The following is a 13784-nucleotide window of genomic DNA, read 5'->3' as shown; positions in this document are numbered from 1 at the left end:
TCCTTGGATGTGCTCAGTTGATGTGCTCAGTCGTCGTCAGTTGTCATCAGTCGTTCGCGGTCCGGACGACGGTCCCGGTGCTCGCCCAACTGGCGAGGAGGCTCAGGGCCTCCCTCGCCGGGGAGTCCGGTTCGGGTGTGTAGAAGTTGAGGCGAAGGCCGGGATCGGCCGGCAACTCCATCGCCTCGTAGGGCAGTGCGAGATCGCCGACCAGCGGGTGGCGCAGGTTCTTCACTCCGGAGCGGTGGAACTTCACGTCGTGGCGGGCCCACCGGCGGGCGAAGTCGCCGCTCTTGGTCGTCAGCTCCCCGATCAGATCGGTCAGCGCCTTGTCGTGGGGCGCCCGGCCCGTCTCGATGCGCAGGAACGCGACCGCGTCGTCGGCCCCCTTGTCCCAGTCGACCCAGAAGTCCTTGCTCGCGGGGTCCAGGAACATGAAGCGGGCGGCGTTGACCGGCCCGCGCTGGGCGAACAGCGGCGAGTCGAAGAGGGGTGCGTACAGTGCACGGCCCAGCGTATTCGCGGCCACGATGTCGAAGCGCGAGTTGCGCACGTACGCCGGAACGTCGGTCATCGAGTCGAGCAGGCGCAGGATCGTGGGCCGCACCCGGGACGCGGTCACCGCGGGGCGCCGGCCCGAGGGTGTCGCCGCCCGGGCCAGGTCGTAGAGGTGGGTGCGTTCGGCCTCGTCCAGCTGCAGTGCGTGCGCGAGGGATTCCAGTACCGAATCCGAGGCGCCGGAGAGGTTCCCGCGCTCGAGGCGGACGTAGTAGTCGACGCTCATACCCGCGAGCAGCGCGACCTCCTCCCGGCGCAGGCCCGCAACGCGACGGTTGCCGCCGTAGACCGGCAGTCCGGCCTGCTCGGGGGTGATCCGGGCACGCCGGGTGCTCAGGAACTCGCGGACCTCGGCGGCCACGCTCTTCTTGTCTCTGTCTGCCATCGTCCCGATCCCTGAAATTGCTCCGCCGCCGGTGATCGCATCCCGGGCGGACGGTCCCGCCTCGAACTTCACCGTAGGCCGGTCCGCGAGGACCTGCGAGGTACTGGCAGTACCTGGAAGGTCAGTGACTCCCACCCATGCGCCCACGCGGGGTTTTCTTGAAGGGAACCGAGGGGCCGGGGTCAAAAACCGGTCCCTCACCCTGAAGCGACAACGAAGGACACCACCGTGGGCGCAGTCGTCCCCGCCGTCAACCAGCTGGAGATCCACCCCTACTTCCAGCAGCGTGCCGTCCTCGACTTCGACGACCAGTACCACATCCTCAACCAGGCGTGGTCCCCCATCGGCGGCATCACCTTCTACCCGGGATACGGCGAGCACCGCCGCAGCGTCCTGGAAGACCCGGTGGTCACCGCGATCGCAGAGACGCACGGCAAGAGCCCCGCCCAGGTGCTGCTGCGCTGGGGCATCCAGCACGGCCGTTCGGTGATCCCCAAGTCGACCAAGCGCCACCGCATCGCCGAGAACATCGACGTCTTCGACTTCGCCCTCACCGCGGACGAGCTGAAGGCCCTCGACGGCCTGGAGACCGGCCGGCGAGGCGGCCCCGAGCCTACGAGCGTCACCCTCGCCGCCTACGGGCGCGCCATCCCCGAAGCCTGAAACCCCCTTTCAAACACCTGAAGGAACCACCATGCCCACCACCGTCAACGCGTTCGGCGCCCACGAAGCCGGCGAGCCGCTCGCTCCCGTCACCATCGAGCGCCGTGATGTCGGGCCGCACGACGTCAGGCTCGACATCCTGTTCTGCGGCATCTGCCACTCCGACATCAACTTCGTCGGCGGCGCGTTCGGCCCGCTGCCCGTCAGCCCGCTCGTTCCCGGCCACGAGATCGTCGGCCGGGTCACCGAGATCGGCCCCGAGGTCATCCGCCACCAGGTCGGCGATCTGGTCGGCATCGGCTGCATGGTCAACTCCTGCCGCGAGTGCGAGAACTGTCAGGCAGGCCAGGAGCAGTACTGCCTCAACGGCCACACCCTGGTTTTCGGCAACCCCGACCCCGCCGAGCCCGGCGCCCACACCCAGGGCGGCTACTCCGAGGCGATCGTCGCCCCCGAAGACTTCGTACTCCGCGTACCGGAGAGCCTCGACCCGGCCGCCGCCGCTCCGCTGCTGTGCGCCGGCATCACCGTCTACTCCCCGCTCAAGCGGTTCGGTGCCCGGCCGGGCACCAGGGTCGCGGTCGTCGGCCTCGGCGGCCTGGGCCACCTCGGCGTGAAGATGGCCAAGGCCATGGGCGCCGACGTGACCGTCCTGTCCCAGTCCGGCAGCAAGCGCGAAGCCGCCACGGCCCTCGGCGCCGACCACTACGCCGTGACCGGCGACGGCTCGGCGTTCACCGAGCTGGCCGGCACCTTCGACATCATCCTCAACACCGTCAGCGCAGCCGTATCTCTCGCCGACTACCTCGGGATGTTGCGTCTGCACGGCACCATGGTGAACGTCGGCGTGACGACCGAGCCGATGCCGATGGACGTCTTCACCCTGTGCCAGAACGGCCGGTCCTACGTGGGATCGCTGTTCGGCGGCATCGCCGAGACCCAGGAGATGCTCGACTTCGCGGCCGAGCACGGCGTGAGCGCCGACATCGAACTGATCGGCGCGCAGGACATCAACACCGCCTACAAGCGGATCCTCGCCTCCGACGTCCGCTACCGGTTCGTGGTCGACGGCGCGTCCTTCGCCGAACCGAAGGAGGCATGACGCGCCGCCCACGTGGCCGCCGTACGCGGGCGGTGGCATTTGCCCGCCTACCTGAATGACCTGCGGCGACGCCATCCGCAGCGTGAACCGACGCACAGAACGCGCGATCGCGACGCTCGAGTGAGACCGACGGCAGGGGCGCCCGTCACGCCCATCCCCTTGCAAGGAAATGAACATGGCAACACAATCCCTGACCGTGCTGGTGGTCGGCGCCACCGGCAGCATCGGACGGCTCGTCGTAGCCGAGGCGATCGCTCGCGGGCACACCGTCCGGGCCCTCGTGCGTGACCACGCGAAGGGCGCCCAGGTGCTTCCCACCGACGCCGAACTCGTCGTCGGCGACGTCACACGACCCGAAACCCTGCCCGAGGCGGTGGCCGGGGCCGACGCGATCGTGCTGACCCTCGGCTCCTTCGGCACAGGCGACTCCTCACCGGAGACGGTCGACTACGCGGGCGTACGCAACGTCCTGACCGCCCTGGACGGACAGCGGCCCCGCGTGGCGCTGATGACCTCCATCGGCGTCACCGGCCGAGGCAGCGCGTACGGCCACTTGCTGGAGTGGAAGCGCCGCTCGGAACGGCTCGTGCGGGCCAGCGGCCTCACGTACACCATCGTGCGGCCGGGCTGGTTCGACATGAACGGACCCGACGAGCAGCGCTTGGTGTTCCTCCAAGGCGACCGCCGCCGTTCCGGCAGCCCCGCCGACGGCGTGGTCGCCCGTGCCCAGATCGCACGGGTGCTGGTGGCGGCCCTCACCGCTCCCGAGGCGGCCGGCCGCACCTTCGAGTTGGTGGCCCAGCAGGGCGGTGCGCCCGGCGACCTGGCACCGCTGTTCGCGGCGCTGGCCCCGGACACCCCCGGCCACCTGGACGCGGTCCGGGACGAGGCCAACATGCCGCTCGACGCCGAGCCGCAGCGGGTCCGCGACGACCTCGACGCCCGGACACGCACCACATCCTGACGACGGCCCGAGGCCGCCACATACCCGGTGGGCCGGCCGCGCGGCCGGCCCGCCTTCAGGCCCACACCACACCGGCGGGCCGCTCCCGCACAACGGCCCGGCCTCCCTGCCACTAGGTCCCCAGCCGGACGGACCGGGAGGAGATGAAGGTTGTGACGACGCTCTTGGGTCTGGGTGAGTCGTCTCGGTGGTCGGCCTTGCCTACGGCTCGGGCACGTGAGGCGGTTGTAAGCGCCTGCGGTGTGATTGTTCCGGGCACGGTGGGCCGCCACCTCCGTCACCGCGTCACGGACGCGCCTGGACGGAATGCCCAACAGGCCCTGTGGAGAGGGTCGTTCAGCCCCACGACCGAGGGCCTTCGGAATCCGGCAACGGATCGCCCAGCGTCACCGGAGTGAGCGCTGTCGGACACCGGTCCGACCGCCTCCGATTCCCGAAGGGATCACCACACGTCGGGAAGCTCTGGGCCAAGCTGCCGTTCGTCCGAAACAACGACCGGCTGCGCTGACCACGTACGGCAGGGCGGCACCCAGACAGGGTTCCCCCGCGCCGGCTGCGGTCCATAGGGCCGATCGGTCCCTGCAGAGGACCTGCGGCCCCTGCACCACGAACCTCCACGACACGACGCTGGAATCGGACCCCCCGATCCAGGAGGTGGAGACCATGCCCCGCACCGTCACCGTAGGTCTCGACGGCACGCCCGAGAGCCGGGCCGCCGCCGAATGGGCGGCCCGAGAGGCGAAGCTCCGCGGACTGCCGCTGAAGGTCGTCCACGTCTGGGAGCCAGTACCGGCGCCCATGGCTCAGGCCCCGCTCCTCGGCGCCGAGACGCAGCAGCACTGGAGTGAGCGAGGCGAGATGGGGGTACCCCCGGCCGAAGGCTGGGGGAGGGCTCCCAGCGAAGAGGCCGACGGAATCCGGATGCGCCACCCAGGGGTCGAAGTGGTCATGGAGCAAGTCTCGGGGCGGCCCGCAGAGGCGCTGGCCGACGCCGCGAAGGACGCCGAGCTGTTGGTTCTCGGCTCCCGAGGCCTGAGCGGAGTGGGCGGTTTCGTGGTGGGCTCCGTCAGCCTGGCCGTCGTGGCACATGCCGAGCGCCCCGTCGTCCTCGTACGGGCCGAGGAGCAGGCCGCCGACGAGCACACGATGGACCCGGCCGGCATCCCCTCCGCCTCGGCCCCCTTCCGGCCCGTCGTGCTGGGCCTCGACGCCGCAGACCCGGACGACACCGTGATCGGCTTCGCCTTCGAGTCGGCTCTCCTGCGGGGAACCTCCCTGCGGGTCGTCCACGGCTCGAACGAGCCGCCGTGCATCGCGTACGGCATGCCCCCGGACCTCGAAATGAACGCCCACATCGCCGCGGAGCAAGCCGCCGCCGTGAGCGAGGCGCTGCGGCCGTGGCGGCAGAAGTTCCCCGTGGTGGATGTCGTCGAGGACTCGCTGTCCGGCAAGGCGGCCAACCACCTGGTGGACGCCTCCCGCGAGGCCTCCCTGGTCGTCGTGGGCCGCCGTATCCGCCGTTCGCCGCTGGGTGCGCACATCGGGCCCGTCACCCATGCCGTACTGCACCACGCCGCGGCCCCCGTCGCCGTCGTCCCGCACGACTGATCACCCGAGGAGACACCTCCCATGAAGGCAGCAGTCGTACGAGCCTTCGGCGAGCCCCTGGTCATCGAGGACCGCCCCGAGCCCGGCCCCGGCCAGGTCCGCATCCGGACGGAGGCCTCCGGGCTGTGCCGCACCGACATCCACGCCGCGCACGGCGACCGGCCGGTCAAGCCGAACCCGCCGTACGTGCCCGGCCAGGAGCGCGTCGGCCTCGTCGAGGCCCTGGGTGACGGGGTCACGCACCTCGCACTGGGGCGGCGCGTCGCGGTGCCCTGGCCGGGCAAGGCCTGCGGACGGCGCGAGCACTGCCGTACTTCAGCTCGGCCGGGTCGTGCACGCGGTCCTGCACCACTGTGCCCGCCCCGTCGCCGTCGTACCGCAATGGGCATGAGCGGCTCAGAGGCCGGCCGCGTGATCGGGGACGTACGTCTGCAGATCGCGCGGCGGGCGCACGTAGCCGGTCGGCGGCGGTCTCGGCGGCAGCTTCAGAACGGGCGGCGACACCTCCTGGTACGGAACGGAGCCGAGCAGGTGCGCGATCATGTTCAGTCGCGCGCGGCGCTTGTCGTCGCTCTCGACGATGTACCAGGGCGCCTCGGAGATGTCGGTGTGCACCAGCATCTCGTCCTTCGCCCGGGAGTACGCCTCCCAACGGGTGATCGACTCCAGGTCCATCGCGGAGAGTTTCCAGCGGCGAGTCGGGTCCTTCAGCCGCCGCCGGAACCGCTTCTGCTGCTCCGCGTCGCTCACCGAGAACCAGTACTTGCGCAGCAGGATGCCCTCCTCGACCAGCATGCGCTCGAAGATCGGGCACTGGCGCAGGAAGAGCTGGTGCTCCTCCTTGGTGCAGAAGCCCATCACATGCTCGACCCCGGCGCGGTTGTACCAGCTGCGGTCGAACAGCACGATCTCCCCGGCGGCCGGCAGATGCTCGACGTACCGCTGGAAGTACCACTGAGTGCGCTCGCGCTCGGTCGGCTTGGGCAGCGCCGCCGTCCGGGCGATCCGCGGGTTGAGGTGTTCCGAGACCCGTTTGATCGTGCCGCCCTTGCCCGCAGCGTCCCGTCCCTCGAAGACCACCACGAGCCGGGCGCCCTCGGACCGTACCCATTCCTGAAGCTTCACCAGCTCCGTCTGCAGACGCAGCAGCTCCCGCTCGTACGCCGCGCGCGGCAAAGTCGCCGTCTTCTTGTCGGCCATGCCGCCTCCTCCGCCCGATGACTACGGAGTCACCATGCCCAAGGTCGAACACCAGGACAGCACCGTACTGACCGACGACGAACTGCGCACCCTGGACGCCCACTGGCGGGCAGCCAACTACCTGGCCGTGGGCCAGATCTATCTCCTGGCCAACTCGCTCCTCACCGAGCCCCTGACCCCCGCGCACATCAAGCCGCGGCTGCTCGGCCACTGGGGCACCTCACCCGGCCTCAACCTCGTCCACACGCACCTCAACCGTGTCATCAAGACCCGCGATCTGGACGCGCTCTGCGTATGGGGCCCCGGCCACGGCGGGCCCGCCGTCCTCGCCAACTCCTGGCTGGAGGGCAGCTACAGCGAGACCTATCCGGACGTGTCGCGCGACGCGGCGGGCATGGACAAGCTGTTCCGGCAGTTCTCCTTCCCCGGCGGAGTGCCCAGCCATGTGGCACCCGAGACGCCCGGCTCGATCCACGAGGGCGGTGAGCTGGGCTACTCGCTGGCGCATGCCTACGGTGCCGCCTTCGACAACCCGGACCTCCTGGTCGCCTGCGTGATCGGCGACGGCGAGGCGGAGACCGGGCCGCTCGCCGCGTCCTGGCACTCCAACAAGTTCCTCGACCCGGTGCACGACGGCGCCGTCCTGCCGATCCTGCACCTCAACGGCTACAAGATCGCCAACCCGACGGTGCTCGCCCGCCTGCCGGAGCCGGAACTCGACGAGCTGCTGCGGGGGTACGGCCACGAGCCGATCCACGTCACCGGCGACGATCCGCACCAGGTTCACCGGGCCATGGCCCAGGCGTTCGACGAGGCGCTGGACCGCATCGCGCTCCTGCAGGCCTCGGCCCGCGAGGACGGCGTGACCGAACGGGCGCACTGGCCCATGATCGTGCTGCGGACCCCCAAGGGCTGGACCGGCCCCGCGGAGGTCGACGGGGAGCCCGTCGAGGGAACGTGGCGCGCCCACCAGGTCCCGCTGGCCGGTGTCCGCGAAAATCCGGACCATCTGCGGCAGTTGGAGACCTGGCTGCGCTCGTACCGCCCCGAGGAGCTCTTCGACGCCGAGGGGCGGCCTGTCGCCGACGTCCTTGCGTGCGTTCCCGACGGCTCCAGGCGACTCGGCGCCACCCGGCACGCCAACGGCGGCCTGCTCGTACGTGACCTGCCCATTCCGTTCCTCGAGCGCTTCGCGGTGCCGGTCGACAAGCCGGGCGTGACCCTGCACGAACCCACCCGGGTCCTGGGCGATCTCCTGGAGCAGATCATGCAGGACACGTCGGGGCGTCGCGACTTCCGGCTGGTGGGCCCCGACGAGACCGCCTCCAACCGCCTGGAGGCTGTCTTCGGAGCCAGTGGCAAGGCCTGGCAGGCGCAGACCCTTCCGGTGGACGAACACCTGGACCGGCACGGCCGGGTCATGGAGATCCTGTCCGAACACCTCTGCCAGGGCTGGCTGGAGGGCTATCTCCTCACCGGGCGGCACGGGCTCTTCTCCTGCTACGAAGCCTTCGTCCACATCGTCGACTCGATGGTCAACCAGCACATCAAGTGGCTCAGGACATCACGGGAGTTGGCCTGGCGCGCCCCTATCGCCTCGCTCAACTACCTTCTCACCTCGCACGTGTGGCGCCAGGACCACAACGGCTTCTCCCACCAGGACCCGGGGTTCGTCGACCACGTCCTCAACAAGAGCCCGGAGGTCGTACGGGTCTATCTGCCGCCGGACGCCAACACCCTTCTGTCCGTGGCGGATCACGTCCTGCGCAGCCGTGACTACGTGAATGTCGTGGTCGCCGGCAAACAGCCCTGCTTCGACTGGCTCTCCCTGGACCAGGCCCGTGCCCACTGCGCCCGGGGCGCCGGAATCTGGGACTGGGCGGGCTCCGCGGGCCCGGACCGCGAACTGGACGTCGTCCTTGCCTGCGCGGGAGACGTCCCGACTCAGGAAGTCCTGGCCGCGTCCGATCTGCTGCGCCGCCATCTGCCCGAGCTGGCCGTCCGTGTGGTGAACGTCGTGGACATGACCCGCCTGCTGCCGTATGAGGAACACCCGCATGGGATGCGCGACTTCGAGTACGACGGACTGTTCACCCCCGACAAGCCGGTCGTCTTCGCCTATCACGGCTACCCCTGGCTGATCCACCGCCTCGCCTACCGACGCACCGGCCACGCCAACCTCCACGTCCGCGGCTACAAGGAGATGGGCACCACGACGACCCCCTTCGACATGGTCGTCCGCAACGACCTGGACCGCTACCGCCTGGTCATGGACGTCATCGACCGTGTCCCCGGCCTCGGCGTCCGCGCCGCCGTCGTACGCCAGCGGATGGCCGACACCCGCACCCGCCACCACACCTGGATCCGCGAACACGGCACCGACCTGCCCGAGGTGGCCGACTGGACCTGGACCGGCTGAAACCCTTACCCGGCACAGGAGTTCAACGCCATGACGACAGCTGGTTCATGGCAGTTCGTCCTTCGATGCGTGCGCGAGTCCAGGGCGTCCACCGTCCGCCGTGTACCGGACCGCGAGACAGGGGTCGATCGGCCCATACGGCGCACCCGACCAGCCCATGGGGCGGGCCCGCGGATCGCCGGATGCTCGAAGGGTCGAGAGGTTTCGAGGAGGCCGAGATGACGGACGACGACCGCGACCGCCTCACCGCGCACGCCCTGCTCGCGGACGGCACCACCGTGTGCGTACGCTCCGTGCGGCCCGGTGACCGTGAGCAACTGCGAGGGTTCTACGAGAAGATGTCACCGGAGAACCTCCGGCGGCGTTTCTTCGCCGCGAGCCGCCGCTCGGCAGACCTGGCCGCCGACCGGGCCACGGCGCCACCGCGCCCGGACTACCGGGCGCTGCTCGCCGAGACACGGGGCCGGGTGATCGGCCTGGCCGAGTACGAGACCGACGACGACACGGACACCGCCGAGATGTCGATCGCCGTGGCCGACGGGCTGCACCACCGAGGCGTGGGCACGCTCCTCGTCGAACACCTCGTCTCCGCCGCCCGCGCGGACGGCATCACCACGTTCACGGCCGACGCGCTCAGCGAGAACTACGAAGTGCTCAGGCTCTTCACCGACCTGGGCCTGCGCGCCGCACGCCGATTCGAGGGCCCGGAGGTGCGCTGCACCATCGCGCTCGACGAGGACGACACCTACCTGTCGGCCGTCGAAGCGCGTGGCCGGGCCGCCGATGTCGCAAGCTTGGAACCGCTGCTGCGCCCCGACGCGATCGCGGTGGTCGGTGCCGGGCGCAGGCCGGGATCGGTGGGGCGGGCCCTCTTGCACCATCTGCACGAGGGCGGTTTCACCCGGCGGCTCTTCGCGGTGAACCCCCACGTCTCGTCGATCCTCGGCGTGCCGTCGTACCCGTCGGTCGGGGCACTGCCCAAGGTGCCCGATCTCGCGGTCCTCGCGATACCGGCCGAGGCCCTGCCCGCCACGGCCGAGGAGTGCGGCAAGGCCGGTGTACGAGCCCTGCTCGTGGTGTCGGCCGGGCTCGACAGCGACCAGGCGGAAGCGCTCCTGTCGGCATGCCGCACCTATGGCATGCGGCTGGTCGGCCCCAACTGCCTCGGCATCTCCAACACCGCCCCCAAGCTCCGACTCGACGCCACTTTCGCCGCCGACCACCCGCGCCCCGGCACGGCGGGCGTCGCCGTGCAGTCCGGCGGCGTCGGCATCGCCCTGCTCGACGGGCTGTCCCGGCTCGGCATCGGCGTCTCGTCCTTCGCGTCCCTCGGAGACAAGTACGACGTCAGCGGCAACGACATGCTTCAGTGGTGGGAGAGCGACGGCCGTACCGACCTGGCCCTGCTGCACCTGGAGTCCTTCGGCAACCCGCGGGCGTTCTCCCGTACCGCCCGGCGCGTGACCCGCCGTATGCCCGTCCTGACGGTCGAAGCGGGCCGTACCGAGGCCGGTCGCCGTGCCGCCGCCTCGCACACCGCGGCCGCCGCGACCCGGACCATGACCCGGCAGGCGCTGTTCACGCAGGCGGGCATCACCGCCACCCGTTCGGTGGGTGAACTCCTCGAATCCGCCGCCCTGTTGCACTCTCAGCCGCTCCCGGCCGGGACCCGCGTGGCGATCGTCACCAACGCGGGCGGTGCGGGCGTCCTCGCGGCGGACGCGTGTGCCGAGGCCGGACTGTCCCTGCCCGCCCTCCCCCCAGAACTGATCGACGACCTGCTCGCCGTGCTGCCCGAGGGCGCCGCTGTGGGCAACCCCGTCGCCGCCACCGCGGCCGTGTCGGAAGAGCAGCTCAGGGACTGTGCGGAGCGGCTCCTGCGGTATCCGGGCGTCGATGCCCTGCTGCTGGTCCTCGTCCCCACCGCCGTCGCCGCGGCAACCGGCGACGACCTCGTCCGGGCCCTCACCGGCGGACCCGGCCGTCGGGAACGGCCGGTCACCGTCGTCCGGCTCGAGCAGGACCTGCCGGTCAAGCTGCTGCCCGCGCGGGAAGGAGGCACCGTCCCGTCGTACGCCGAACCGGGCGCGGCGGCACGGGCGTTGGCGCGCGCAGCCCATCGTGCCGCTTGGCTGAACCGGCCGGCCGGCACGGTCCCGGAGCTCGCGGAGGTCGACACGGCCCGGGCGCACACGGTCGCCGAGACCTACCTCTCCGCCCACCCGGACGGCGGCTGGCTCGACCCGCGCACCTGCGCCGAACTCCTCGCCTGCTACGGCCTTCCGCAACTGCCGTGGGCCTGGGCCGAGACCGAGGACGACGCCGTCATCGCCGCCGAACGGCTGCGTGGCCCCGACGGCCGCGTGGTCATGAAGGCCCACTGGCCCGGACTGCTCCACAAGAGCGAACAGCACGCCGTGCACCTCGATCTTCAGGGAGACGCCCAGGTGCGTGCCGCCTTCCGGGACCTCGAGACCCGATTCGCCGGACTCATGACCGCGGTGGTGATCCAGCCGCTGGCCGCGCGCGGCACCGAACTGTTCGCGGGCGTCGTCCAGGACGAAGTCTTCGGCCCGCTCGTGCTCTTCGGTCTCGGAGGCACCGCGACCGAAGTGCTGGCCGACCACGCCGCCCGCCTCGCCCCGCTGACCGACCACGACGTCCACGACCTGATCGCCGCCCCGCGCTGCGCGCCACTGCTGTTCGGCGCACACGGAAGCAGGCCGGCCGATCTCGAAGGCCTCGAACAGCTCCTGCTGCGCCTGTCCCGCATGGCGGGCGATCTGCCGCAGGTCGCCGAAGTCGACTTCAATCCCGTCCTCGCGACACCGGCCGCCGTCACCGTGCTCGACGCATGCGTCCGCCTGCTACCGCGCCGCGCCCAGGACCCGTATCTGCGCCGACTGCGCTGAGGAGGAACAGGCATGAGGCAGAACGAGGTCGGATCCACGGGCAGACGCTCCACAGAGTGCTCCGCCATGATCCGGGCGGCCTCGGCGATGGTGTCAGGACCGTCTCAGCGGCATCGTCACCCGCCGGAGTCGCCCGCGTCGGCGGGGCCTCAGGCAGTACGGTGAGAGCGGGAGAACGGGTGCGAGCTGTCTCGTCCGCTGAGCCGGTCGGAGGAAACGATGAGCGGGGATGGGCGCGAGGTTTCCCAGCAGTACTTGCCCAAGCTGCGGCTGGATGACCTGCTTGACGAACTGCAGGCGCGGATCGATGCGGCGCGCGGCACCCAGGACCGGGTGCACAGCCTGCTGGAAGCGGTGCTGTCGGTCGGGCGGGAGCTGGATCTGCCGCAGGCGCTGCGGCGCATCGTCGAGGCCGCCGTCGTGCTGGTGGACGCCGAGTACGGAGCGTTGGGTGTGATCGGCGGCGACAGCCGACTGTCGGAGTTCCTGACGGTGGGCATCAGTGACGAACAGCGAGCGGAGATCGGTGATCTACCGAGCGGCCACGGCATTCTCGGCGAGCTGATCCGCCATCCGGTGCCGCTGCGGCTGCCCGAGCTGTCGGAGCACCCGGCGTCCTACGGCTTTCCGGCCCGTCACCCGCCGATGCACTCCTTCCTCGGCGTGCCGATCCGGGTGCGCGACGAAGTGTTCGGAAACCTCTACCTCACCGAGAAGCGCAGTGACAAGGAGTTCGACGCGGAGGACGAGTCCGTCCTGTCGACGCTGGCGGTGGCCGCCGGAGTGGCCATCGAGAATGCGCGGCTGTACGAGGAGACCAGGCTCCGCGAACGCTGGCAGCGGGCCAGCGGGGAGGTCACGAGCATGCTCCTGACCGGCGCGCCCAGCGCGGAAGTGCTGGAACTCATCGTCGACGAGGCCCGGAAGATCGTCTCCGCGGACATGGGGGTGATCGCCGAGCGGGTACCGGGAGAGGAGGCACTGCGGCCGGCGCTGGCGGTCGGCCTCGGCGCGGAGGAACTCGGCGGCCTGGTGATGTCCGCGCGGGAGGGTTTCCTGGGAGCCGCACTGAGCACGGCGGAGCCGGTGGTCAGCACCGACATCGGGCACGATGCCCGCACGGGTGAGGGGGAAAGCCAGTGGGCCGGGCTCGGGCCCGTGGTCGCGGTGCCCCTCGGCACCAGCGGCAAGGCGCGTGGTGTGCTCCTGCTGGGCCGGGTGCCCGGCGGCAGGCCGTTCGGCGACGCGGACACCGGACCGCTGCTCGGCTTCGCCGATCAGGCGGCCTTGGCGCTGGAACTGGCCGAACGGCGCCGGGACGCGGAACAGATCACGCTGCTCCAGGACCGGGACCGCATCGCCCGCGACCTGCACGACCTTGCCATCCAGCGGCTCTTCGCGGCCGGCATGACCCTGCAGAGTGCGCAGCCCTTCATGGAGCATCCCGAGGGTATGGAACGCCTGACACGGACCGTCGACGACCTCGACGACACCATCAAGATCATTCGTTCCACGATTTTCGGCCTCCGCGCGCACGGATCGGGAACGAGGGAGCGGAGCGGCCTGCGCGGACGGGTCTGCGAGGCAGTGAAGGCCTCGACCACGTCGTTCGGGTTCCCGCCTGCGCTGCGGATCGAGGGACTCGTCGAGACCGATGTTCCCGGCGAGATCGCGGATCATGCGGTCGCGGTGCTGGGCGAGGCGCTGAGCAACGCCGCCCGGCACTCCGGAGCACAAGCCGTGGACGTCCGACTCCAGTGCACCGGCGGTGAGTTGACGCTCACCGTGACGGACGATGGCTGCGGGGTGCCCGGTGACGTCGAACGCAGCGGTCTGAAGAACCTGGAGGAGCGTGCCGTCACCCTCGGCGGCACGCTGACGCTCGGTGAACGGCCGCAGGGGGGCGGGACACGGCTCGTGTGGCGCGTTCCCGTGAGCCCGGACGGAGCCGCGGCCGGACGCTGACCGGCGAA

At 70.6% G+C, this 13784-nt stretch carries 9 protein-coding genes and 1 pseudogene; 8 read left to right on the top strand and 2 right to left on the bottom strand.

What is annotated here, in order from left to right; genetic code table 11:
- Positions 1-46 precede the first annotated feature (46 nt).
- Positions 47-943 (bottom strand): helix-turn-helix transcriptional regulator, encoded by an 897-nt coding sequence (locus AB0D57_RS18105; protein ID WP_362073108.1) that lies wholly within the window; start codon positions 941-943, stop codon positions 47-49.
- A 228-nt stretch (positions 944-1171) separates the two neighbouring features.
- Between AB0D57_RS18105 and AB0D57_RS18100 the strand changes: the two genes are divergently transcribed.
- From AB0D57_RS18100 to AB0D57_RS18080, 5 genes and pseudogenes are all read left to right on the top strand, one after another.
- A complete protein-coding gene (locus AB0D57_RS18100; protein ID WP_362073104.1) occupies positions 1172-1606 on the top strand; it encodes an aldo/keto reductase in 435 nt (144 codons plus the stop codon).
- A 31-nt stretch (positions 1607-1637) separates the two neighbouring features.
- Entirely contained in the window at positions 1638-2708 is a 1071-nt protein-coding gene (locus AB0D57_RS18095) for an NAD(P)-dependent alcohol dehydrogenase (RefSeq protein ID WP_362073101.1), read from the top strand.
- Positions 2709-2883: 175 nt separating this feature from the next.
- Complete coding sequence (locus AB0D57_RS18090) at positions 2884-3672, top strand: SDR family oxidoreductase (protein ID WP_362073098.1); 789 nt, start codon at positions 2884-2886, stop codon at positions 3670-3672.
- A gap of 663 nt (positions 3673-4335) precedes the next feature.
- Positions 4336-5280 (top strand): universal stress protein, encoded by a 945-nt coding sequence (locus tag AB0D57_RS18085; RefSeq protein ID WP_362073095.1) that lies wholly within the window; start codon positions 4336-4338, stop codon positions 5278-5280.
- Positions 5281-5301: 21 nt separating this feature from the next.
- A pseudogene (locus AB0D57_RS18080) lies at positions 5302-5589 on the top strand (alcohol dehydrogenase catalytic domain-containing protein); the annotation flags it as partial.
- Positions 5590-5676: 87 nt separating this feature from the next.
- Here the strand turns inward: AB0D57_RS18080 and ppk2 are convergent.
- Positions 5677-6480 carry a polyphosphate kinase 2 gene (gene ppk2, locus AB0D57_RS18075; protein WP_362073092.1) on the bottom strand — a complete coding sequence of 268 codons (804 nt, stop codon included), beginning with the start codon at positions 6478-6480 and terminating at the stop codon, positions 5677-5679.
- Between the two features lie 34 nt (positions 6481-6514).
- On the opposite strand from ppk2, the gene AB0D57_RS18070 reads away from it, so the two are divergent.
- From AB0D57_RS18070 to AB0D57_RS18060, 3 genes are all read left to right on the top strand, one after another.
- Complete coding sequence (locus AB0D57_RS18070) at positions 6515-8899, top strand: phosphoketolase family protein (protein WP_362073089.1); 2385 nt, start codon at positions 6515-6517, stop codon at positions 8897-8899.
- A gap of 218 nt (positions 8900-9117) precedes the next feature.
- Entirely contained in the window at positions 9118-11811 is a 2694-nt protein-coding gene (locus tag AB0D57_RS18065; RefSeq protein ID WP_362073086.1) for a GNAT family N-acetyltransferase, read from the top strand.
- 219 nt (positions 11812-12030) lie between these two features.
- A complete protein-coding gene (locus tag AB0D57_RS18060) occupies positions 12031-13776 on the top strand; it encodes a GAF domain-containing protein (protein ID WP_362073083.1) in 1746 nt (581 codons plus the stop codon).
- Positions 13777-13784: the final 8 nt, after the last annotated feature.

It is taken from the genome of Streptomyces sp. NPDC048275, assembly GCF_040652275.1.
Lineage (GTDB): Bacteria > Actinomycetota > Actinomycetes > Streptomycetales > Streptomycetaceae > Streptomyces.
Note: the sequence above shows the minus strand (reverse complement) of the source record. Positions and strands in the feature narration are given on the sequence as shown.